Source organism: Enterococcus sp. DIV0561 (assembly GCF_050539875.1).
Classification (GTDB): Bacteria; Bacillota; Bacilli; order Lactobacillales; family Enterococcaceae; genus Enterococcus; species Enterococcus faecalis.
The window spans coordinates 1,246,487-1,269,576 of sequence record NZ_CP172927.1 but is presented as its reverse complement, the minus strand read 5'-3'; the positions used below and the strand labels follow the sequence as shown (position 1 = coordinate 1,269,576).

Sequence of the window (23,090 nt, the reverse complement as noted above, 5' to 3'; positions counted from 1 at the left end):
CGCAAACGATTGCATTTGTATACCCTTTTTTATTTTTTTATTTAAAATGCTTAATTAGTGGTATACACCACTTTAAACAAACAGTATGTTATTTATAACAAAAAAACTTTTTTAACTTTCTTTATGAAAAACACTTGATTATTTCCGCAATCGGTTGCATAATAAGACTTGTAAAAAATAATTTTTGGAGGGTTCAAAAATGAAAGCGAATTGGAAAAAGATTTTAATGGGCGGTATCCTTTTAAGTGCTTCTGCGGTTTTACTTACTGCCTGTGGTGGCGCAGAAAAAACGAAAGCTGAAAATGAAAGCGGTTCAGCAAATAAAGCAGCTGGTGACGTAAAATTATGGGTTGATACTGAATATATGGGCGTCTTTAAAAAAGTTGTCGCCGATTTTGAAAAAGAAAACCCCGATATTAAAGTTAACTTAACTGCTGGAAATTCGGCAGATGCTAAAAAAGACATTGCAAAAGATCCTAAAGCTGCCGCAGATGTTTTCATGATGCCACATGATCAAATTGGTCAAATGGCAGAAGCTGGTCTGATTTACCCTAACACAAAATATGAAAAAGAAGTCAAAGAAAACAATATCGACTCAGCAGTTGCAGGGGTCACTTGGAAAGACAAAGTCTATGCCTACCCTTATGCCGTAGAGTCACAAGTTCTTTATTATAACAAAGATACGTATTCTCCAGAGGAAATTAAAACTTGGAAGTCTTTAACTGAAAAAGGCAAAATCGGTACCAATTTTGGCGAAGATGGCGCAAATTATATCTTCGGTCCTCTATTTATGAGTAACGGCGATTACTTATATGGTGAAAATGGCGAAGATCCAAAAGGTACCAACTTTAATAACCAACAAGGTATAGAAGTATTACAATGGATTGCCGATCAAAAAAATAATCCTGGTGTGATCCAATCAAATACAGAAGCATTGTCTAATCTAGGTTCTGGCAAAACGGATGCCTTCCTTTCTGGTCCTTGGTCTAAAAACGATGTAGAAAAAGCTCTTGGCGACAAAATGGGGGCTGCTGCCTATCCAACCATTGATTTTGGCAATGGAGAAAAACAAATGAAAGCTTTCTTGGGCGTTCGTAGTTTTGCTGTCAACCAACAAACACAAGCACCATTGGCCGCAATGACATTAGCAAACTATTTAACAAGTGAAAAATCACAAATGACTTACTTCAAAGAAATCGGTTTTGTCCCTTCAAACAAAAAATTACAAACAAACGAAGAAATCACACAAGATACTGTTGCAAAAGCTATCTTAGAAATGGCGCAACCAACTCACTCTGTGGTAATGCCAAAAATCCCAGAAATCGTTTCATTCTGGCCTGCGATGGATGCAGTGATCAATGATACGTACAAAGGCAATATCAAACCTGCGGATTATCAAGCAAAATTAGATAAATTAGTCCAAGACACATCAAAAGAAGCAAAAGAATAAAAAGATAGAGGAAATGGGACGAGCTTCAATCTGCTGTCCCATTTCCTCTATCTTTTTTATTTAAGTAGAAAGTGAGTGAACGAAGATGTTCAAGAAAAAGAAAGCCCAGACGTCATTTCGAGAGGTCTTTAAAAAAGGCGACTTCGCTACAAAACTATCTTTTTTAGTTATGGGTGCTGCAAACTTCGCCAACAAGCAGTGGTTAAAGGGAATCATCTTTTTAACAGCTGAAATTGGCTTTATCTATTGGTTAATCCGTAATGGTTTCCACGCATTAATGATGCTAGGAACCCTAGGGACCCAACAGCAAGGATTAGTATATGATGATTCTTTAGGGATTGAAGTTCTAAAAGAAGGCGATAATTCAATGCTCTTATTATTATTCGGAATTGCAGCAATTTTAGTCTGTTTATCGCTAATCATTTTATATGTAATCAATTTAAAAAGCGCCCGTCACCTATATGAATTAAAGACAGCCGGCAAAAAAATTCCAACAACTATGGATGATTTACGTAGCTTGTTAAACGAACGTTTCCATGCAACTTTAATGACGATTCCCTTACTAGGCGTTCTTTTCTTTACCATCTTGCCGTTGTTATATATGATTTCCATTGCCTTTACCAACTACGACCATAACCATTTGCCACCGAAAAACCTTTTTACTTGGGTTGGATTGGCAAATTTAGGTAATGTAATCACAGGCGATATGGCTTCAACGTTCTTTCCAGTACTTGGCTGGACCTTGATTTGGGCTGTTTTTGCAACCGCAACTTGTTTCTTTTTTGGAATCATTTTAGCCTTGCTTATCAATACAAAAGGCTTAAAATATAAAGCGTTTTGGCGGACTATTTTTGTCATCACGATGGCCGTACCTCCGTTTGTTTCACTTTTAATTATGCGAAACCTCTTAAATGGTTCCGGACCTATCAACGCTCTGTTGTTAAACTGGGGCTTAATCGATTCTTCTATCCCCTTCTTAACAGATCCGAATTGGGCAAAATTAACCATTATTGTTGTCAATATGTGGATTGGTATTCCTGCTACGATGTTAATCTCTACAGGGATTATCCAAAATCTCCCTGAAGATCAAATCGAAGCTGCTAGAATTGACGGCGCCAATAAATGGCAAATTTTTAAAAGTATTACGTTTCCACAAATTCTATTTGTGATGACCCCGGCGCTGATTCAACAGTTTATTGGCAACATCAATAACTTCAATGTCATTTATCTATTAACAGGTGGTGGGCCAGCCAATTCTAACTTCTACGGTGCAGGCTCAACTGACCTTTTAGTTACCTGGTTATACAAATTGACTGTCGATACAATGGATTACAATTTAGCCTCTGTGATTGGTATTTTAATCTTCATTCTCTCCGCAGTCTTCAGTTTAATTGCCTATACACGGACGAATTCATTTAAGGAGGCGTAACTTATGGCTAAAGCAAAAAGTTACCAGAAAAAACAACGTACTGCACTTACCAGCGTTTACATCATTTTAACCATTTTAGCAGTTTTTTGGATGTTCCCTATTGTGTGGATTATCTTAACAAGTTTTCGTGGCGAAGGCGGTGCATTTGTTCCCTATATCATTCCCAAAACATTCACTTTAGAAAACTATAAAGTATTATTAACAAATCAGACTGGCAACTTCCCCTTTGTCCGTTGGTTTTTGAACACCTTGTTCGTTTCCATCGCAAGCTGTCTGTTATCAACTTTTATTACAATCGCAATGGCTTATGCGCTGTCACGGTTGCGTTTCCGCTTAAGAAAACCATTTTTAAAAGTGGCGCTCGTTTTAAATATGTTCCCTGGTTTTATGAGTATGATTGCCGTTTACTATATTTTAAAAGCCTTAAATTTAACTGAAAGTTTATTCGCTTTAATTCTGGTTTACTCTGCAGGCTCGGCGCTAGGTTTTTACATCGCCAAAGGGTTCTTCGATACCATTCCGATGGCTTTAGACGAATCGGCTATGATTGACGGTGCCAACAAGTGGCAAATTTTCACAAAAATTACGTTGCCATTATCGAAACCAATTATTGTCTATACTTCTTTAACCGCCTTCATGGGTCCTTGGATGGATTTTATTTTCGCAAAAGTTATTATGGGTGATAAAGTTGAAAATTACACCGTTGCGATTGGTCTCTTTTCGATGATGACCAAATCAACAGCTAATTCACTATTCATGGCTTTTACAGCTGGATGTGTGCTAATTGCCATTCCAATTACTATTTTATTTATATTAATGCAACGTTTCTATGTAGAAGGCGTGACTTCTGGCTCTGTCAAAGGCTAGAAAAAACATCGTTTGGTTTATAGCCAAACGATGTTTTTTTATTTTTTGGCGTTGTTTTCCTTACACGTTTTTCTTCGTAGCGCTTGATAATTGGACAAAATTTTCATGACCGCCAAAAAGTGTTGATTGACTTCTTGATAATCCTCTAACGAAAGAACACTAAGTGTTTCAGATAGTTGCTGTTTTACTTGATTTTCTTTTTGCTTAAAGAGCTTCTCGCCTTCTTTTGTCGTATAAACATTAACCACGCGGCGATTTTCCTGATTATGGCGACGTTGAACAATCGCTCGTTCTTCTAACCCCGCAATAGAGCGACTCACTTGAACTTTCGACGTTCCTACTTGGTTGGCTAACTCTGTCATACTGATTCCTTCATTCGTTGCCACAATTAATAAAATTAACATGTCTAACTTTGTTAATTTTAGATCCTCCAAGTCTAGGTCTTTAAAAAGCAATTGGCTCATATATGAAAAAATTTCAGTAAAGACACTAATATCTAAATTTGATGAATGCTTCTCTTTATCCATATGTTCTCCCTCGTTTCCCACCTAGTGTATACTAAATTCACTTGATTATCAAATGGTAATGATTGATTTTTGTTAACTATTATGTTACGTTATACACTAACTTAAGGTTGTGTTGTTGATAAATTGGAAGAAGGATGCGAAAAATATGCTAGAACTCAAAGAGATAAAAAAATATTATACTGTCGGCGGAACGACCACTAAAGCTTTAGATGGCGTCTCTGTCGCTTTTCGAAAACAAGAATTTGTAGCCATTCTGGGTCCCAGCGGCTCTGGTAAAACGACGATGTTGAATGTAATTGGCGGATTGGACAATTACGATTCTGGTGACTTAATCATTAACGGCAAATCAACAAAAAATTTTAAAGAAGCCGACTGGGATGCTTATCGGAATAACTCAATTGGTTTTATTTTTCAAAGTTACAACTTAATTAGTCATCAAGGGATTTTGGATAATGTCGAGCTTGGTATGACACTAAGTGGTATTTCAAAAGCAGAAAGACGCCAAAAAGCCGAAGATGCACTCATCCGTGTCGGTTTGAAGGACCATATCCATAAAAAACCTTCCCAATTATCTGGCGGTCAAATGCAACGGGTTGCCATTGCTCGTGCTTTAGCTAATGATCCCGATATTTTACTTTGTGATGAACCAACTGGTGCATTGGATTCAGAAACCAGTCTGCAAATTATGGCACTTATCCAAGAACTTTCGAAAGAAAAATTAGTCATTATGGTGACCCACAACCCTGAATTAGCTCATGAATACGCTGATCGAATTATTGAATTTTCAGATGGCCAAATTCGTCATGACTCGCGTCCTCATATTGAACATGAAAAAAAAGAACCTTTCGAATTGAAACGCACCAAAATGAAATTCACGACTGCGCTGCGTTTGTCTTTTAATAATATCCGCACTAAAAAAGGGCGAACTTTTTTAACCGCCTTTGCTTCAAGTATCGGAATTATCAGTATCGCGATTGTCCTTTCTCTTTCAACAGGATTCCAGAAACAAATTGATAAAACTCAGTCGGAAACGTTAGCGCAATTTCCGATTACCATTTCTAAAATAGCGACAGATCAAGATCCAGAAAGTTTCAATAATCAGGACAAAAAAGGGACCTTCCCGAAAGAAAAAGAAGTGACTGCTAAAATTAGCGATGCGGACCGTGCGCAACACACGAATTTAATTGATCAAAAGTTTATTGACTATGTCAATCACATTGATCCTGAATTAAGTAATAATATCGGCTATACTCGTCTAGTCAATATGAACTTATTAAGAGAAATCAACGGGAAAGCACAAACTGTCAAATTTTCAAACGATGCGCCCGACGGCCAATCAAACGCGATGGCTTCTATGATGGCTGCCCAAACTGGCGTCGGCGTTTCTGCTTTTCCTAAACAACTAGAAAATGGAAAAAACAATTTCTTAAAAGACAATTACTCGTTGCTTGAAGGAAATTATCCAGAAAAAGAAACCGATGTCGTTTTAATCGTCGATAGTAACAATACCACCAATATTAATGCTTTAAAAAATCTTGGCTTTGACGTGAAAGATAATCAAAAGATTGCCTTTTCAGACATTGTTGGCACAAAAATGAAATTAGCCAATAATAATGCATTTTACACCAAATTACCGACAGGCAACTTCATTCCTAACCAAGATTTGCAAGCTGTTTACGATAACCCAGAAAATACTGAATTAACAATTTCAGGGATTTTGCGAATTAAAGATTCTTCAACAATGAATCTATTAGCACCTGGAATTGCTTATAGCGATGCACTTTCAACTAATATGATTGCCAAAAACAAAACCTCTGACATTGTTAAAGCGCAAGAAGCCAGCAATACTAACGTTATGACTAACGAAACATTAGATGCTTCCGCGAAAGAAAACCTGTTGTCTTATTTAGGAGCGAATGAAATTCCTTCAAGTATTATGATTTATCCAAACGATTTCAAATCAAAAGATAAAATTCTTGATTATTTAGATGCTTATAACAAAGGAAAAGATAAAAAAGACCAAATCATCTATTCTGATTTAGCTGGAACAATGACCCGCTTAACAGGTGGTTTAATGGATGCCATCACCTATGTGCTGATTGCATTTGCTGGGATTTCCCTTGTTACAAGTATGATTATGATTGGAATCATCACCTATACTTCTGTCATTGAGCGAACCAAAGAAATCGGTATCCTGAAAGCGTTAGGAGCTCGTAAAAAAGATATTACCCGGGTGTTTGATGCCGAAACTGCTATTTTAGGTGTTGCCTCTGGCATTCTTGGTGTTGTGATTGCTTTTCTCGCAACATTTCCGATTAACGCAGTACTCTATAACCTGACTGATTTAGAAAATGTTGCCACCTTAAATCCAATTCACGGGATTATTTTGATTGTAATTAGCACAATCTTAACCATGATTGGTGGCCATATTCCTGCCCGAATGGCAGCGAAAAAAGATGCGGCAGTTGCTTTACGTGCAGAATAAATAACAAAAAACAATCCTTTAATTTCTCTTAAAGGATTGTTTTTTATTTGTATTTCTTATAAAACCTCCGTATACTAAGTGATTGTGAATACTTAATAAAAGGAAACGAGGTAATTTCATGTTAAAAAAACCATTTTTACTATTTTTTTCACTTTTAGGAGCTATTTTTATTTTAGCTAGTTGTGGCATAGGAAAAGATGCTGTCACAGATACTAAGTACAAAGTTAGTTTGCAGCAAGCTGCTGAAATCTACGAAAAAGAAGCCGGCAACAGTAAACCATTAGTAAATGTCCAATTTGATACAAAACCAGAAAGTGACTACAGCTATATCTTTACCAACGATACAGAAACACTCTACGTGAATCCTGAAACAGGAAAAGTCACCAAAAATACTGAAGCAAATCAACTTGGCGAAAACGAGACAGCCTTTTCAGCTGCTGAAGTCAAAGAATTAGGCGCTGTTAACGACGTCTTATCCAAAGCAAAAAAAGAAGTTGGAGGACTTTCTCCACGTATTTTGACTTGGAAGTTAACCAAAAATAACAACAAACTTGTTTATACAGTAGATGTTAAAACGACTACGGCAGATGAAAAAGTTACTTTAGATGCCAATAAATAAGTACAAGCGTATAACTTATCACTAAATAACCAAATCTTAAAATACTCTTCGGGACAGAACCTACGCTTTCGGAAAGCTTAACATTTTCTGAAGCCGATCGTTCTGTCCTAATTTCATTCTTTTAAGCAATAATAATTGTTCGTTACCCCTGCTACCGTTATACTTAGTTTAAAAGAAAAGATGGGAGTATCAATTCATGGTTTATACAGTTGATTTTAAAGAAGTAGCCACTCTTGGTTTAGAAAGTTCACCAGTGGCACCTGTTCTTGCTGGACTAAGAGCGAATGAAGCTCGCTATTTTTGGAATAAATACAAACATCGCTTTACGACCGTCCCTGCCTCTGAAGCTCCAGAAACATTGGCCTGGATTGAAAAAATTTTATTAGAACGAGAATTACATTTCCCTTACAAGCCACTTGAAATTTCTTCTTTCACTTTAGATGGCATAAAAATGGCCTATGTATTTTATGAAAATGGCTTAGCAGTTAACGTGATGTACACATTAGCTGATGAAGGCAAACGCGCCGTTGGGTTTAAACTTTCAGACGGTATGGCAATTCCTGCAGAATTTGAAGGAAAATTCAAATTTGCTCGTCAAAAATCAAAATTAGCTGGAACCATTCGCGGCTCTTATTTTGGCATTAAAGGAACCTATTAAAAAATGCTTTTGCCTTTAATAATAAAGGCAAAAGCATTTTTTTATTTTAATTCTTCAATGTAGTTAAATACTTGTTGTCCAGCAATACCGCCTTCACCGACCGCTGTAGTGATTTGACGCAATGTTTTTTCACGGACATCACCAATGGCATAAACACCAGGAATTTTTGTTCTCATTTCTTGGTCTGTTTCAATCCAACCAGCCTCATTCGTAATACCAGCTTTCTTAAATGGTTCTGTTAATGGATCTAGCCCCACGTAAATGAACACGCCGTTTGCTTCAATTTCAGAAACTTCATCTGTTTTGACATTCCGGGCTTTCACACCTGTCACAACCATTTCATTGCCAACAATTTCTTCGACAACTGTATCCCAAACAAAGGAAATCTTTTCATTTGCAAAGGCACGATCTTGAATGATTTTTTGCGCACGCAATTCATCACGACGGTGAACAATCACTACTTCAGAAGCAAATTGCGTTAAATAGATTGCTTCTTCAACTGCAGAATCGCCGCCGCCAACGACTACTAAGCGTTTATTTTTAAAGAAAGCACCGTCACAAACGGCACAATAAGAAACACCACGGCCAGCAAATTCTTCTTCGCCTTTTACACCCAATTTTCGGTGTTCACAGCCTGTTGCAATAATTACCGCTTTAGCTTCATAAGATTTGTCATCACAAATCACTTCTTTATAAGATCCGTGGTCTTCAATGCCCATCACAATGCCATACGCATTTTCCGTACCAAATTTCTCTACATTTTCATACATTTTATAGGCCAATTCTGGACCCATAATAGAATCAAAGCCTGGGTAATTCTCTACCTCAGCAGTGTTGTTCATTTGCCCACCAGGCGCACCGCGTTCAATCATCAATACAGAAAGATTGGACCGTGATGCATAAAGTGCTGCCGTCATCCCAGCAGGACCGGCACCAATGATAATTACATCATACATTTTATTTCCCCCAAAATTTTAAGTAAGTTTACTTTACTCCTTAAACAATTTCTTGTCTACTTTTCTGCCCTTTTTTGACATTCGGAGTAGGTGTGTCTATTACGTAAGTTATTGTACCACGGTTTTGTGTTTTCTAGGAGGGGGAAAAGAAAAGTTTAAAAATAACGATCACAATGAATCATTTATTTTTAGAAGCCGTTGTACTGCCGCATCAGAGAATTCTTCTTTATCATTTTTTATGCATTCTTGTTGATTTTGCCCTTGTGGAACAAAACGAAATACTGTAAATGATGCAGATAACGTATCAGGATTACTAATCCGATGAAGACTATTATGCATCCGAATAAGTTCTCCTCCTGCACAAATTCTTGAAATAATTTGCTGATTTTCTAGCTCTTCTATTTTCACTTTTCCCGACTGCACAAGTAAAACTTCTTCGATTTCGTGATGCCTATGCCAACCTTGCACAGTTTTTCCTGGCAAGCTATTTATATGTATTTCAAACTCTGGAAATAGAAAATAATTTACTTCTGTTCCATCTGGCTTTTTACGAAAGATGGCCTCGTCTCTTGTTAAAATTTCTATATATTTCTGTAACATGGCAGGCTCCTTTTAACTTTTTTTATAGCCGAAAGCTATTCTTTCAAACTAAATTTGAAGCTACTTTCTGAAAATTCAAGTTCCTTTAAATATACTTTTGTTACCGTTTGAAAATCACTTTTTTAAACAATTGACTGTTCAGTATCAATATCCACTAATCCATCTGTTCATCAGAAACACTTCTACTCTTCTCAAGTACCGCTATGGTATACATTAACCTTACTACTAGCATTATAGCATCAAGTTTTAATCATATGTAGATTTAAAAAAATTGATAGCACTCTAACTGATGCTTTCGCTGTTCATTTAATTTACATGATTATTTTTTAGATGCTAATTAAATGTTTGTCAGTAAGCTGAATTTTTGATATCTTTATCCAGATTACTTATGTCGGTTTATCAGTTGTGCTAACAAAAAAATGATTGTTTTTAAAGATAATTTAATTCATAATATATATAGAATGAAAAAAAGGAGGTTTTATTGTTGAAAGTTGCTATTTGTGATGACAATCCAACGTTAACCGAAAAAATAAACACGATGCTATTTAATTATAACCCAAATATATTTGAAACCTATACCTACTACAATCCTCTCAAGTTAGTCAATCAACTTGACCAAGAAAATTTTGACTTTTTTATTTTAGATATAGAAATGAGTGAAATGAGCGGAATAGACTTGGCAAAAAAAATCCGAGAACGTGATATTTTATCACCTATCGTTTTTTTGACGAGTTACAAAGAATACATGGAAGAAGTCTTCCAAGTACAAACTTTTGATTATTTATTGAAACCGCCTACGGAAGATCGGTTGCACCAAGTTTTGGAAAAACTGAGACAACAGCTAGAAAAAAAAAGAAATTACTTTGTATTTTCTAGTAACAAAGTTACTTATAAAATACCAACCAAAGATATCATTTATTTCGAAAAAGATAAAAGACAAGTATTGATTCATACAGTTGGAGAAATCTACAAACCCTATATGTCAACGAATCAGATAAACGAACAACTTGATACGAATTTTGTGCAAGTCCACTCTTCTTTCATAATAAATTGCGCTTATATAAAAGAGTTAGGAAAAAATTTCCTATTAATGGATTCTAAAGAAAAATGTATTGAAATACCAATAAGTAGGCGCTTCAAAGCCGCCGCTCATAAAAGTATAGTTATGTCCATGAGAGGAAAGATATAATGCTTGATATAACATTACGAAGCCTAAGTTTGTTAGTTTATTTATTTCTTATCTCTTATTTTTTTTCTAATTGGTCAACAGCTATTAAAAATCATAGAGAATTTTATAATGTCATCTGGATTGTTATAATCATATCAGCCATGGTTACGATTATATTATCCAATGCTTACATACCGAACATTTATTTACCGTATCTTAACTTATTACTAAGTTTCATTTTAACTTACACTATTGCTATGCTACACTCAGTCCCTTATCTCGACTCGGCCGTATGGACAATGACACTTATATCAATAAATTTAATCTGTGAAGTATTGTCGTTACACTTTACGAAAATAATTTTAAATGCAGAATTAACATCCTATGGTAGCCCTACTTTTTTCATAACTTCAATAACAATTACAACTTTGATTGGGGTAGCCTGGATAGTCATACTTAAATTTTCAATAGTTAAAGAAGCAAAGTCTGAATTATCGACAAACTTATCATTTATTGTGATTTTATTACCTATTCCCATACTATCAATAATCATTTTATTTGGGCTTTTAATAGGAAACAACAATGACAAAATTTCTGAGATTACTATTACGATTAGTGTCATATTTTTAAACATCTGTGTAATTTTTCTTTATAAAATTACTATAGAATATCAAAAAAATCAATATGATCTTACTTTGAGAAAAAAAAATATCGAAGTGGAGTATAGAATTTTAAATGAAATAAAGAGAAACAGAACTAACGTTTTAAAATTAAAACATGATTTGAAGAATCAATACTTAACAATCCTCGGACTTATCGAAAATGAAGAAGTTAATGAAGCTATCGATTATATTAAGAGTAGTTTTGATATTTTAGAACCACCAACAAAAACTTATGCTGCCGATGGAGTATTAAACTACCTATTGAATGAAAAGCTTGCTGAAGCAAGAAAGAATCAAATTAATGTTGATCATCAGATATTTGTCTCTAAAAATATAAAAATTAATAATGACGTTCTAACTATTGTAATTGGAAATATAATTGATAACGCCATACAAGCATCAAAGAGAATCAAGCCGATTGACAGATATGTCAATATAATTATCAAGCAAGTCAATAATGATTTATTTATTGAAGTATCTAATAACTATAATTCTGAAGAAATTTTTACAAGAAAACATAGAAAAGATAAAGGTTTAGGAATGAAAAACATTGGTGATCTCTTACAACAATTAGGTGGTATTCAACGTCACTGGACGAAAGAACGTAGATATTTTGTAACTATAGTTATATTTAATGTATACAAAGGAAACAAATGCGGTGATAACTAATCAAGTAAATCACCGCATTTGTTAGTATACTTCCATGTCGCATAATTTATCAGAAAATTTCAAAAATAACCAAACAAGCATCAATCCCATAATCGTTGAAAATAGGAACGTTATAGTTGGAAAATTCATAAGACCCATAGCAGAAAAATTCGAATATATTAGCATTAGTACCACTGACGTTATTATTGAAGCAATTTCCGATTGTTTCCAAATTGAAATTATTTCTGACAATATCAAAATTACGAATAGTAGACTACAACTTGTAACTATGGTAATAAAACCAAGGTAAATTTCAAAAAATAAATTTGAACTATGAAACTTCAAAATTAAGTTAAGCAAAACCTCAGTCACAAATGAAATAAGAAGCGCACTTCCAAAGCTAGATAAGATTATCACGTAAAAAGAACTTGTTTTTTTTACGAGAAGCTCTTTTCGATCAATCGGAAAAAGAAACGTTCTATTCCGGTGATTGCCAACATAAAATCGTACAAGCTCTTTCCTTAGTAATACAGCTCCATAAATTGATATGCCGCACATAGAAACAGTGTTCGATAATGCTATAATTCCTTGAAATGACGAGATCGTATCAGCACTTTCATCAAATACTCCCACAAATGAGAAAAACATAAAAAATAACATTTGGATTACCAGTGTAATTAAGAAAACTTTAAACCAAACATTTTTAATTTTATCTAATTCATATCTATAAACATTCAATTTTGAGTCACTAATCATGTTTTCTCTTTTGTTCATCATAATACTCTTTCAACCCCTCTCTATACTCTTCTCGAATCTCAACCATTGATTTTGGTTCTTGTACATTGCCTTTCTCTATAAATATAACGTCATCAAGAAATGTTTCCATATCTCTCAATATATGACTACTAATTATCAACACTCTATTTTCGGACAAGGTCTTAACATTCTCAATAAATAACTCTACACCATCAGGATCTAAACCGTTAAATGGCTCATCTAATAATACTAATGAAGGGTTGTGAGCTGTAGCAAGACCTAGCAAAAACCTTTGTTTCATTCCTAAAGACATCGTATTAAACTTTCTTTTTTTATTTACATTTAGACCAACATCCATTAATAGAGTCTCTATCATTAACAAATTTTTTAACTTGTAATAAAAAGCATGGTCATTGTATATATCTTCAAGCATAAATCCATTTAAACTATCTGAGTTAACAAAGTTAGTACCCACTTGCAATAATATTTTAGGGTCTGCTATTTCTACTTGCCGATTGTCTATTTTAAGTATTCCACTATCAGGTCTAAGCAAACTACATAGACATTTCATCAAAGTTGTTTTACCTGCACCATTCGGACCAACTAATCCATAAATTTTCCCTACTTCTAAATCTAATTGATCAACCTTTAAATTGAATGTATCACTTACTTTTTTATATAAATTATTTATATTTATTGTTTGCATTTTGCAATTCAGTCCCTTCTTGACAATGAAATAAGTGAAAGTAATGTAGTTAACACGAACCAAAAACAAACTACAATAATATTAGAAATATTAACAGTATTCTGTTCATAAAACAGTGATCTTATCAAATTACTCGATGGAACAAATGGTAAAAATTCAAAAAAGTTCACTAAAGCAGAAGGCAATCTATCTGTTGGATAAGTAATAGGCGAGAATAAAAGTCCACCTATCATAATTATCTGAGTTGCTAATCCTACTACATTAGGTGTTAACCAATATGCCAAAGCAAAACCTATAGAGATCATACATAATTGAATTAGACTAAGAATAGCTAGGGCCTTCATTGAGAATCTAATTTGGACATCGAATCTTAAATATGCCGCTAAAAATGACATAAACACCCCAGGTAGTGAGGCCATTCCCCAAATTATAAAGTCGGAAATTAATATGTTCAACCGAGAAACTGGCAATGTCCTTTGATAGTCCACAATGCCCTCCTGTTTTGCTGTACTTACTATTTGAGCAGCAAGAACGCACCCTACCGCAATAATCCCAAGAGTAGTTGCTCCAGATGACAGATAGATAGCTGTCTGATTATTCACATCTGGTATTAGAAGTGCTAACCCGTAGACAATTGCTAATGATAGAAATACTTGAGTTAATGTAAAAACAGGCAATAAGTATTTATGTCTTAATAAACTCCACCCTACTAAAGCAAATAATTCCTTAATCATTGATTTTCTTCTATAATTTTTTATCATTTTCATCTATTAACTCTCCATAGGTTTCATTTAAGGATTTTGGGGAAACTTTATAATTTTGAACTTTTCTTTCTATTACTAATTTCATGACCCAGTCAACTGCTTCTAACACTTGACTGTTCTCTAATTCCATTTCTATCATTAATTCCTCATCGTTTATGTTAGTCTGAATTGCACTCGGTACTATTACACTCTTCAAATCACTTAGATTAAGAAAGTTAACAGTCATATAATTTCGATCGTTTATTTTTATAGACTGTTTTTTTAAGTTCTTATCCTCAAGAACCTTTCCATGATTCATTAGAATATATCTATCAGCATATTTTTCAACTTCTAAAATATTGTGTGTGACCACGATGATTATATGCCCCTTATTAGATAATTCTTTCAGATATCTCCATATTTTTTGCCGTCTAATAGGATCCACATCATTAGTAGGTTCGTCAAGGACTATTATTGGAGAAGGATATACAACGGCCATTGCAAATGAAGTGAGCCTTCTAAGTCCGCCTGAAAGTTTCTGTCCTGGTATATCTTTCCATCCATCTATTTTTAATTCTTTTAAAATTTTAATACACTCTTCTTCAGCTATTTTCTGACTGCCTCCTCTTATTCTTATTATTGACTCGACAGATTGAGCCATCGTTATACCTGCCAAGGGAGCATGTAGTTGAGGCATCATAGAGACATATTCTCTTGCAATTTTACTATCTCTCGCAAATGATAGACCATTAAATGTTATAGAGCCCTTTGTTGATTTCGTTATACCTATAATCTGATTCAACATTGTTGTTTTACCAGCGCCATTATGTCCAGCTATGGCAGTTATTTCACCTTTATTAAAGCGCAAATTTATATTATCATTTGCATAGCTCTCTGATTTCTTGTACTTTTTACTTAGCGAATGTAATTCTAACTGTTGATTCAAAGCAAACCTCCTATATTTAGACTTAATTAAATTGATTGATAACAGGTTGGAACCATAACCAAATTATCATTGCTAGCACACTTATGCTTATTACTTTAATAATGATTAATTTCATAATTGCGACCTCTTCAAAGTAGAAAGGATTATCAACCACAAAAGAAATCAAAATGTTAATATCTGTTTTTTGTATAATGATAAATTGCCACAATATCCTTGTTATAAGTATTGATGCCGCAATAGAATTAACTCCAACACTTTTATTATTCATAATCAAAAAAACTAACAAGAATATTGCATCCGACGACATTCCAGAGGTGATCGCCGTGATTCTACCAAACCTACTCCACGTCCATACATGAGTCATAGGTATCGTAGCAACGGCTTTAACTATGTTTAAATTGATTTTCCTTGAATTCCTTGAAAATATAATGTGCATAAATTCATGAAAAGTTGTAGATACGATTGAGACAAGAATAGCAATTAGAAGAAATTTTAAAGGATTTGTAAACAAAACATTTACTGCACTTCCAAAAGGAGACCCCTTGATTACGAATAAAAATATGCTAATCGTAAACGCAACAATACCGTTAACATCAATCAGGAAAGAGGAGCTTTTAAATAAGATATTCTTAGGCTCGACAAATAGCGGCTTATAATCATCTCTCTGATCGGCTTTTTTTATCATAATTTTATTTTCAACTAATTCATTAAGTACCTCTTCTTCGATTAGTTCGGATGAATTAATTTGTCTCGCCACTTCATCACTCAACACTAATAGTTGATTTTCTTCTGATACATAAACCCAATCGCCATTGTTTAGCTTACGTTTTAACGTACGAGCTTCGGTATAGTCTCGGCCTATTTCTTCTCTTGATAATATTGAAATATTTCCCATTGGGAGACATCTCCTTTACCACAAGTTGGACATTCACTCTCAAACCTTGGCCAAGTTTTATGTGTGAACGAGTTTCCGTCCTCATAGTTAATTTCATATTGCGTTCCCAAACTTTTTGGCTCAGCATATCTTGTTACCACTCTTATTAACTCATCTACAATTGATGCTGTTAATTGAAAGATACCAGGACCATAAGCTATGGATGGGGGAGCAAATTGAATATTTCTAAAACCTACAAATTGTTCAACAAATTTAGGGTCATTTTTACTGAAGTTCAAATTCATGCAATCAAAGCATCCTGTTTTCTGGGGTATTACAGTGTATACTCTTCCTCGGCTAACCTGTGAGGCACCAAACACGCACGGCAAACCAACTTTTACAATAGCTTCATTCACAATTCTATGTATAAGGAAAGGGGGTTCATCAATAGCGCAAACAATGATATCTATTCCTTCTGTCAATTCAACAACATCATTCACATCTATTATTTTTTTATCTACAGTTTCAACGTTAATATTTGAGTTCATTTCATTAATGGCTCTTTTAGCAACTACAGTTTTCTTCTCACCAATATCTGCTTCTCTATATAGTAATTGACGACCTAAATTACTTGTTTCAACTCGGTCATAGTCCACCATTCTGATCATCTTGGGGCCAAGACCCGCTAGTAACGTTAGAATATTTGATCCTCCTCCACCAAGACCTAATAATAGTATTTTCAAGTTATTTATCTTTTCCTGTATTTCAAATCTATCATCATCAGCTTTACAGTACCTACTAAAGTAATTCACATTAGCTAAGTATCTATCTTCAATCATTCTACCAGGAAACGTCTCCTCGATTAGACCTTCATCATTTAAAAAATCTATCCCTTCTTCGATATCTTTTACTGTTAATTCCGGATATTTCCTCTTCATTTCTGTGACAACTTCATCAAATGATCTAACTCCATCGAGTAAATTAGATAATGTCCAAAATTGACCTTCATCATCATCAAATTCAATAGTGATTCCTAATTGGGCCCCAACTCTAAATCTCTCTTTATTTAATTGATACAATGGATAGATTGGTTTTATTCTGGGATATTTATACTTCATTTTTTTCACTCCTTATTAAAAAATGACGAGATATTTCTATCTCGTCTAACCGTTATTTGGTTATCAAATTAGATAATAATCCACCATGCTGTTGCATCAACTGTATCGGCTTTACGTACGTTAATTTTTTTCATTCCGCATCACTCCTTCCGCTAAACTTTTTATTGAAAAAGAAAATAAATTTCTCTTTCAGTATATCTATATAATAACTTTGACAATCATAAGTATTATTGATTGGTAATAATTAACAATTTCAATGTAACAATTTGCAAAACAACTGATAATTTTGCAACTTTTTGATTAAAGCGTTGAACGGGTATATCTTATATTAGGTTACAGTTTAAAAAAGAAATATAAAAAATGGACAAGAACGAACTACAGCCAAAAAAAGAACAGAAGCAAATAAACTAGCAGCTATTATAAGTTTATTTTTAACAATATTTATAGCGGGACAAACCATCTCACTTTTCTGGTATTCAGACTTGCTACTCTATTCAATATTTATTTGAATTGAGATGCTTTCACTAATTTTAATTTGAATTCTACCTTATAAGTTCATAAAAATAACCTCCAAAAATTGTATTTTTCAGATACAACTTTTGGGGGTTAAAATATCTTACCTCAGCCTATTCCTCGGCATTTTTCCATACTTATCATTTCTCTACTTCTCTAAATAAAACTCAAATCGACTTCCTGCATACTGCGTACGAACATATTCAAAAGGTAGTCCGTTTTCAAAATAGGATACTTGGCGCACACGCAGAATCGCATCGCCTCGTTTAATCTCTAAATATTCTGCGATCTGTTCCGATGCTTGAACAGCAGAGATTGTTTGGTTAGAGTGGCCAATTTTGTGGCCAGATTTAGCTTCAAGAGTTTTATAAAAAGAGTTCGTGATTTCAGATTTGCCATATTGCGAGACCAATGAATAAGGAATGCTCGCCACCTCAAAACAAATCGGAATGTCATCCGCAAACCGAATTCTTTCCATTCGTAAAATTGAATCTTCTGGACCTAGTTGTAATTTTTCCATCTCACTAGAACTAGGTTTCGCTACAAAATAAGACACCGTCCGACTAGAAGGAACGCGATTTTGAGACAAGGTAATTTCTGTAAAACTAGTGGTACCAGTCATTGTTTCTTGAACTTTCTTACGTGCTACATACGTTCCTGAACCAATTTTTCGTTCTAAAATCCCTTCGTCTGCTAAAGTCTGAATGGCTTGGCGTAAGGTCATTCGACTAACATCAAATTTCAAGGCTAATTCTCGCTCAGAGGGCAAACGATCCCCGATACTCCAGACACCTTTTTCAATATCTTCTTTGATTTTATCGTGAATTTGAATATAAATTGGTATATTTTGAACCATTTACGCTTCCTCCTCTTCGTTCATCTCCTCTTCTATTATAACTGGTATAGACCGTGTAAACAACCAAAAAATGATAAATAAAAGAGGAATTGGAATTTTTATCAAAGTTGGTCTAGTTACATGCTTTCTTTTTATAACAAAAACATTTGGCTTAGTCAGTAAAAAGTGACCAAGTCAAATGTTTTTAAACGAATTTCTATTAGTTATTATCTTTTTACATTTTCTTCTTTCAGTAACTTGTTCGCTGTGGCCATCATCAAACGGATTCGGTTCAACTGATTGACCAAAGATACCCCTGGATCATAATCCACCGCCGCAATGTTTGCTTGCGGATATTGACGTCGTAGCTCTTTCACGACCCCTTTTCCAACAATATGGTTTGGTAAACATCCAAACGGCTGCATACAAACGATGTTATTCACCTCATGTTTTAAGAGCTCAATCATTTCAGCTGTTAAAAACCAACCTTCACCCGTATGATTACCAATTGATAAAATTTTACTTGCGTCTGCTGCCATATCATAAATGGAATGAATGCCATCAAAACGGACCGATTTTCTCAATGCCTTATCCATTGGTTTTTCTACCAATTCAATGATTTTTATCGCAAATTCTGCTAAACGTTTGCTTTGTTTTGACATGCCCATATTTTCGTATTTCCAAATTTGATTGTACAAAGAATAGTTCATAAAGCCAACAATATCTGGCACAACTGCTTCAGCACCTTCTTCTTCTAGCAAACGCACAATATCATTATTCGCTGTCGGCGAATATTTCACTAAAATTTCCCCGACCACACCGACTTTTGGTTTTTTTATCTCCTGTAAAGGAATTTCATCAAACGTCCGAATAATTTTTTTCATGAAGTGATTAAATTGTGTCAGCGAACCATTCCGGACATTGGCTTCCACTCTTTTTAGCCAATCTTGGTGTAGTTGATCCACCATTCCTTTTTCTGTTTCATAAGGTCTTGTTCGATAAACTACTCGTTCGAATAAGTCACCATATAAAAAGGCAACTACTAAGCGTTTGATCATTGGCAACGTAAATTTAAATCCTGGATTGGATTCGACCCCTTTATTACCCATCGAAACTGAAACTACAGGAACTTGAGAAAAACCGGCATCATTTAAGGCTTTTCGTAATAAGGGAATGTAATTCGTTGCGCGACAACCGCCCCCTGTTTGCGTCATTAAGACACTGACATTATCCAAATCATATTGACCACTTTCCAAAGCTTCGACTAGTTGTCCGATAGAAATAATTGCTGGGTAACATGCATCATTATTGACATATTTTAACCCGACATTCACGGCTTCTTTATCCTGCGCAGGCAAACAGACGACATGATAGCCAGAAGCTTGTAATGCTACATCGACTAATCCAGATTGATGAATCGGGCTAAGCATTGGTAACAGTAAAGTATGTGTTTTTTTCATTTGTTTTGTAAACACTATTTTCTCTGGCTCTTCCATTTGCATATGCGGAACAAACTGTTGCTTCTCCCGCTCATTGACAGCCGCTTTCAAGGAGCGCAACCGAATACGAATTGCGCCCAAATTCGCGCCTTCATCGATTTTGAGGACTGTATAAATTTTGCCAGACCGATCCATGATTTCTTCTACTTGATCGGTTGTCACAGCATCTAAGCCGCAACCAAAGGAATTCAGTTGGACAAGTTCTAAATTTTTCGTCTTAGCCACTACTTTAGCCGCCGCATATAAGCGAGAATGATAGACCCATTGATTCACCACACGTAAATTCTGCACGTCTCCAAGATGCGAGATACTGTCTTCTGTCAAGACATGGAATCCTTCCTGTGTAATGACTTCGGCAATGCCGTGATTAATTTCTGGATCCAAGTGATACGGTCGTCCCGATAAGACAATTCCTCTCTGGCCTTTTTCGGTTAACATGGCTAACGTTTCTTCGCCTTTTTCTTGAATTTCTTTTTTAAAAGCTGCTAATTCTTGATAACCATGATGCAGCGCTGTTTGAATTTCTTCTAGGGAAATCCCTAAATCAGCAAAATTTTCAGCTAAAACTTTGGCAACTGCAGCTTCATTCGCTAAATTAAGATAGGGATTTCGATAATCCACTTGGCCCTCTCTGATGGCATCCACATTATTTCGAATAACATCTGGGTAGCTTTGCACAATTGGACAATTAAAATGATTATCCGCTTCCACTGTTTCTTGCTGTTCAAAAACAACACCAGGATAAAAGATAATTGGCACTTGCGCATCAATTAATGCTTGAATATGTCCATGCGCCATTTTCGCTGGGTAACAAACCGTATCACTGGGAATCGTTTCAAGGCCTTGCTCATAGATTTGCTTATTAGAACGTGGCGATAATTCGACCCGAAAGCCCAAGTCAGTAAAAAATGTATGCCACAAAGGATAATTTTCATACATGTTTAGGACTCTAGGGATACCCAAACGCCCACGAACCGCTTTATTTTCCCGCAAAGGTCGGTACTTAAATAACTTGCGGTACTTATAATCAACCAAATTCACTTTGCGTTCTTCTCGTTTAATTTTAATTCGCGCACCACGTTCACAGCGATTTCCCGTAATAAATTGGCGCCCATCTGAAAACACTGTGACCGTTAATTGACAATTGTTTTCACACAAGCCGCAATGAGTAAATTCCTTTTCAGAGGTAAATGCCGCTAACTCTTCTAAAGAAAGAAGCGTGGTTTCTTCCCCAATTTCATAAGCGTCCAAAGCAATCAGCGCTGCCCCATAGGCCCCCATCAAACCAGCAATAGAAGGACGAACCACTTCACGACCGCTAATTTTTTCAAAAGCTCTCAAGACCGCTTCATTGTAAAATGTTCCTCCCTGGCAGACAATCTTTTCTCCCAACTCTTCAGGTCGGCGAACCTTAATAACTTTATAAATGGCATTTTTGATGACTGAATAAGATAGTCCAGCAGAAATATCGCCGACAGAGGCCCCTTCTTTTTGAACCTGTTTCACTTTTGAGTTCATAAAAACAGTACACCGAGAACCTAAATCAACAGGCGCTTGCGATTCTAAAGCCGCCAAAGCAAAATCCTTCACATTATATTTTAAAGATTGCGCAAAGGTTTCGATAAAAGAACCGCACCCAGAAGAACAAGCCTCATTTAATTGAATCGAGGAAAGCACGCCATTTTTAATGGTCATCGCTTTCATATCCTGTCCTCCGATATCCAAAATAAAATCCACACCTGGCTGAAAATGGTTGGCTGCTTTGTAATGGGCCATCGTTTCAACTTCACCAATATCGACTTTTAACGCATTTTTTATTAGCTGTTCTCCATATCCTGTAACAGCCGCTTTTCCGATAAAAACTTCTTCAGGCAGTTGTTGATAAAGTGATTTCAGTACTGTCATGGTGGTTTCTAAAGGTTGCCCTTGGTTATTACCATAAAAAGAAAACAACAAATGACCATCTTCATCAATCAATGTGACTTTTGTCGTTGTTGAGCCTGCATCAATCCCTAAAAAGGCCACGCCAGTATGTTGAGATAAAGGTTTCTCCGTTGCTTGGGCTTGCGCGTGTCTTTCTCGAAAATCTGCTAAATCTTCTGCGCTGTTAAATAACGGTGGTAACGTGTCGCTCGGCTGTAAATCAGTAGCCTGGCTGTTCACTAAGCGCTGAATTAATTCTTCCAATGTACATTCGGCTGCATCTTCTGAATAAAGTGCTGCTCCCATTGCTACAAACAGTTGCGGTTGTTCTGGAAAAATAACATCTTCTGGCTGAATTGCTAAGGTTTCAATAAACCGTTTTCTCAATTCTGACATGAAAAATAAAGGTCCCCCTAAAAACGCTACTTTACCTTTAATTTTGCGACCAGCAGCTAACCCGGCGATTGTTTGATTAACTACCGCTTGAAAAATACTCGCCGCGATATCTTCTTTCGCTGCTCCTTCATTGATTAAAGGTTGAACATCCGTTTTAGCAAAAACCCCACAGCGGGAAGCAATCGGATAAATAGTTTGATAATTCTTCGCCAATTCATTCACTCCATTGGCATCCGTTTTAAGTAAAACAGCCATTTGATCGATGAAGGCGCCTGTCCCACCTGCACAACTACCATTCATTCGTTGCTCTAAAGCACCATCAAAAAAAGTGATTTTTGCATCTTCTCCGCCAAGTTCAATAGCAACATCCGTTTCTGGGATTATTGTTTCAACAGTTCGTGTACACGCGATAACCTCTTGAACAAAGGGAATCCCTAATACCTCAGCCAGCCCCATACCACCAGAGCCAGTTATGCTCATTGTCACAGGTTGGTCTGCACCAATCCTTGCTAGCCCTTCTTTTAAAATGCGTTCCGTTGCTGCTTTGACATCTGAAAAATGGCGTTCATATTTTGTAAAAATAGGCTGATTTTGCTTATTTAAAAATACTAATTTTACTGTCGTTGACCCAACATCAATCCCTGCTCTCATAACCATCAATTAAAATACCCCTTCATTTTTCAACAGTTTGTTGATTATTATACAAACTGTT

The 23,090-nt window shown here is 35.4% G+C and carries 19 protein-coding genes; 8 read left to right on the top strand and 11 right to left on the bottom strand.

All coding sequences use genetic code 11. The features are described 5' to 3' along the window. The first annotated feature begins 199 nt into the window (after positions 1-199). The 3 genes from IGM13_RS06215 (at position 200) to IGM13_RS06205 (ending at position 3,746) form a co-directional block, all read left to right on the top strand. Complete coding sequence (locus IGM13_RS06215; RefSeq protein ID WP_002395113.1) at positions 200-1,450, top strand: extracellular solute-binding protein; 1,251 nt, start codon at positions 200-202, stop codon at positions 1,448-1,450. Between the two features lie 85 nt (positions 1,451-1,535). Beyond that, positions 1,536-2,879: a carbohydrate ABC transporter permease gene (locus tag IGM13_RS06210; protein ID WP_002357775.1), complete on the top strand. Its 1,344-nt coding sequence runs from the start codon at positions 1,536-1,538 to the stop codon at positions 2,877-2,879. Between the two features lie 3 nt (positions 2,880-2,882). Beyond that, on the top strand, positions 2,883-3,746 hold the full coding sequence (locus IGM13_RS06205; RefSeq protein WP_002360454.1) for a sugar ABC transporter permease: 864 nt from the start codon (positions 2,883-2,885) through the stop codon (positions 3,744-3,746). A gap of 38 nt (positions 3,747-3,784) precedes the next feature. Here IGM13_RS06205 and IGM13_RS06200 read toward each other — a convergent pair whose 3' ends face one another. Further along, positions 3,785-4,294, bottom strand: coding sequence for a MarR family winged helix-turn-helix transcriptional regulator (locus IGM13_RS06200; protein ID WP_002365578.1), 510 nt, complete (start codon positions 4,292-4,294; stop codon positions 3,785-3,787). A 124-nt stretch (positions 4,295-4,418) separates the two neighbouring features. Here IGM13_RS06200 and IGM13_RS06195 point away from each other — a divergent pair, with 124 nt between their 5' ends. The 3 genes from IGM13_RS06195 to IGM13_RS06185 all read left to right on the top strand — a co-directional run bounded on the left by IGM13_RS06195 (position 4,419) and on the right by IGM13_RS06185 (position 8,035). Then, positions 4,419-6,758 carry an ATP-binding cassette domain-containing protein gene (locus IGM13_RS06195; RefSeq protein WP_010715140.1) on the top strand — a complete coding sequence of 780 codons (2,340 nt, stop codon included), beginning with the start codon at positions 4,419-4,421 and terminating at the stop codon, positions 6,756-6,758. A gap of 118 nt (positions 6,759-6,876) precedes the next feature. Further along, entirely contained in the window at positions 6,877-7,377 is a 501-nt protein-coding gene (camE, locus tag IGM13_RS06190) for a plasmid sex pheromone cAM373 precursor (RefSeq protein WP_002419791.1), read from the top strand. A gap of 196 nt (positions 7,378-7,573) precedes the next feature. Beyond that, a complete protein-coding gene (locus IGM13_RS06185) occupies positions 7,574-8,035 on the top strand; it encodes a hypothetical protein (protein ID WP_002419792.1) in 462 nt (153 codons plus the stop codon). 41 nt (positions 8,036-8,076) lie between these two features. Here IGM13_RS06185 and trxB read toward each other — a convergent pair whose 3' ends face one another. Both trxB and IGM13_RS06175 read right to left on the bottom strand, forming a co-directional pair. Then, positions 8,077-8,991: a thioredoxin-disulfide reductase gene (gene trxB / locus IGM13_RS06180; protein ID WP_002357780.1), complete on the bottom strand. Its 915-nt coding sequence runs from the start codon at positions 8,989-8,991 to the stop codon at positions 8,077-8,079. A 168-nt stretch (positions 8,992-9,159) separates the two neighbouring features. After that, on the bottom strand, positions 9,160-9,591 hold the full coding sequence (locus tag IGM13_RS06175; RefSeq protein WP_002419793.1) for a cupin domain-containing protein: 432 nt from the start codon (positions 9,589-9,591) through the stop codon (positions 9,160-9,162). Positions 9,592-10,075: 484 nt separating this feature from the next. Here IGM13_RS06175 and IGM13_RS06170 point away from each other — a divergent pair, with 484 nt between their 5' ends. After that, the gene (locus IGM13_RS06170; RefSeq protein WP_002399975.1) at positions 10,076-10,780 is read left to right on the top strand and encodes a LytR/AlgR family response regulator transcription factor; all 705 of its coding nucleotides are present in this window, start codon (positions 10,076-10,078) and stop codon (positions 10,778-10,780) included. A gap of 278 nt (positions 10,781-11,058) precedes the next feature. Further along, a complete protein-coding gene (locus tag IGM13_RS06165) occupies positions 11,059-12,090 on the top strand; it encodes a sensor histidine kinase (protein ID WP_224785632.1) in 1,032 nt (343 codons plus the stop codon). 21 nt (positions 12,091-12,111) lie between these two features. Here IGM13_RS06165 and IGM13_RS06160 read toward each other — a convergent pair whose 3' ends face one another. From IGM13_RS06160 to IGM13_RS06125, 8 genes are all read right to left on the bottom strand, one after another. After that, complete coding sequence (locus tag IGM13_RS06160) at positions 12,112-12,846, bottom strand: hypothetical protein (RefSeq protein ID WP_002419795.1); 735 nt, start codon at positions 12,844-12,846, stop codon at positions 12,112-12,114. Continuing rightward, the gene (locus IGM13_RS06155) at positions 12,818-13,531 is read right to left on the bottom strand and encodes an ATP-binding cassette domain-containing protein (RefSeq protein WP_002378341.1); all 714 of its coding nucleotides are present in this window, start codon (positions 13,529-13,531) and stop codon (positions 12,818-12,820) included. The genes IGM13_RS06160 and IGM13_RS06155 overlap by 29 nt, the downstream gene beginning before the upstream one ends. 8 nt (positions 13,532-13,539) lie before the next feature. Continuing rightward, positions 13,540-14,298, bottom strand: a complete 759-nt coding sequence (locus IGM13_RS06150) for an ABC transporter permease (protein WP_002419796.1) — start codon at positions 14,296-14,298, stop codon at positions 13,540-13,542. After that, on the bottom strand, positions 14,276-15,220 hold the full coding sequence (locus tag IGM13_RS06145) for an ABC transporter ATP-binding protein (RefSeq protein WP_002419797.1): 945 nt from the start codon (positions 15,218-15,220) through the stop codon (positions 14,276-14,278). The genes IGM13_RS06150 and IGM13_RS06145 overlap by 23 nt, the downstream gene beginning before the upstream one ends. Positions 15,221-15,242: 22 nt before the next feature. Beyond that, positions 15,243-16,115, bottom strand: coding sequence for a hypothetical protein (locus tag IGM13_RS06140; protein WP_002363835.1), 873 nt, complete (start codon positions 16,113-16,115; stop codon positions 15,243-15,245). Further along, positions 16,079-17,212: a ThiF family adenylyltransferase gene (locus IGM13_RS06135; RefSeq protein ID WP_002419798.1), complete on the bottom strand. Its 1,134-nt coding sequence runs from the start codon at positions 17,210-17,212 to the stop codon at positions 16,079-16,081. The genes IGM13_RS06140 and IGM13_RS06135 overlap by 37 nt, the downstream gene beginning before the upstream one ends. Positions 17,213-17,873: 661 nt before the next feature. Further along, positions 17,874-18,581, bottom strand: coding sequence for a GntR family transcriptional regulator (locus IGM13_RS06130; protein ID WP_002357800.1), 708 nt, complete (start codon positions 18,579-18,581; stop codon positions 17,874-17,876). 206 nt (positions 18,582-18,787) lie between these two features. Beyond that, positions 18,788-23,035 (bottom strand): 2-hydroxyacyl-CoA dehydratase, encoded by a 4,248-nt coding sequence (locus IGM13_RS06125; RefSeq protein WP_010816472.1) that lies wholly within the window; start codon positions 23,033-23,035, stop codon positions 18,788-18,790. Positions 23,036-23,090: the final 55 nt, after the last annotated feature.

What these genes read in the sequence shown, in the direction of transcription:
- IGM13_RS06215 (WP_002395113.1), top strand. Translation starts at nt 200, where the DNA reads ATGAAAGCGAATTGGAAAAAGATTTTAATGGGCGGTATCCTTTTAAGT.
- IGM13_RS06210 (WP_002357775.1), top strand. Translation starts at nt 1,536, where the DNA reads ATGTTCAAGAAAAAGAAAGCCCAGACGTCATTTCGAGAGGTCTTTAAA.
- IGM13_RS06205 (WP_002360454.1), top strand. Translation starts at nt 2,883, where the DNA reads ATGGCTAAAGCAAAAAGTTACCAGAAAAAACAACGTACTGCACTTACC.
- IGM13_RS06195 (WP_010715140.1), top strand. Translation starts at nt 4,419, where the DNA reads ATGCTAGAACTCAAAGAGATAAAAAAATATTATACTGTCGGCGGAACG.
- camE (WP_002419791.1), top strand. Translation starts at nt 6,877, where the DNA reads ATGTTAAAAAAACCATTTTTACTATTTTTTTCACTTTTAGGAGCTATT.
- IGM13_RS06185 (WP_002419792.1), top strand. Translation starts at nt 7,574, where the DNA reads ATGGTTTATACAGTTGATTTTAAAGAAGTAGCCACTCTTGGTTTAGAA.
- trxB (WP_002357780.1), bottom strand. Translation starts at nt 8,991, where the DNA reads ATGTATGATGTAATTATCATTGGTGCCGGTCCTGCTGGGATGACGGCA.
- IGM13_RS06175 (WP_002419793.1), bottom strand. Translation starts at nt 9,591, where the DNA reads ATGTTACAGAAATATATAGAAATTTTAACAAGAGACGAGGCCATCTTT.
- IGM13_RS06165 (WP_224785632.1), top strand. Translation starts at nt 11,059, where the DNA reads ATGACACTTATATCAATAAATTTAATCTGTGAAGTATTGTCGTTACAC.
- IGM13_RS06160 (WP_002419795.1), bottom strand. Translation starts at nt 12,846, where the DNA reads ATGATGAACAAAAGAGAAAACATGATTAGTGACTCAAAATTGAATGTT.
- IGM13_RS06155 (WP_002378341.1), bottom strand. Translation starts at nt 13,531, where the DNA reads ATGCAAACAATAAATATAAATAATTTATATAAAAAAGTAAGTGATACA.
- IGM13_RS06150 (WP_002419796.1), bottom strand. Translation starts at nt 14,298, where the DNA reads ATGAAAATGATAAAAAATTATAGAAGAAAATCAATGATTAAGGAATTA.
- IGM13_RS06140 (WP_002363835.1), bottom strand. Translation starts at nt 16,115, where the DNA reads ATGGGAAATATTTCAATATTATCAAGAGAAGAAATAGGCCGAGACTAT.
- IGM13_RS06135 (WP_002419798.1), bottom strand. Translation starts at nt 17,212, where the DNA reads ATGAAGTATAAATATCCCAGAATAAAACCAATCTATCCATTGTATCAA.
- IGM13_RS06130 (WP_002357800.1), bottom strand. Translation starts at nt 18,581, where the DNA reads ATGGTTCAAAATATACCAATTTATATTCAAATTCACGATAAAATCAAA.
- IGM13_RS06125 (WP_010816472.1), bottom strand. Translation starts at nt 23,035, where the DNA reads ATGGTTATGAGAGCAGGGATTGATGTTGGGTCAACGACAGTAAAATTA.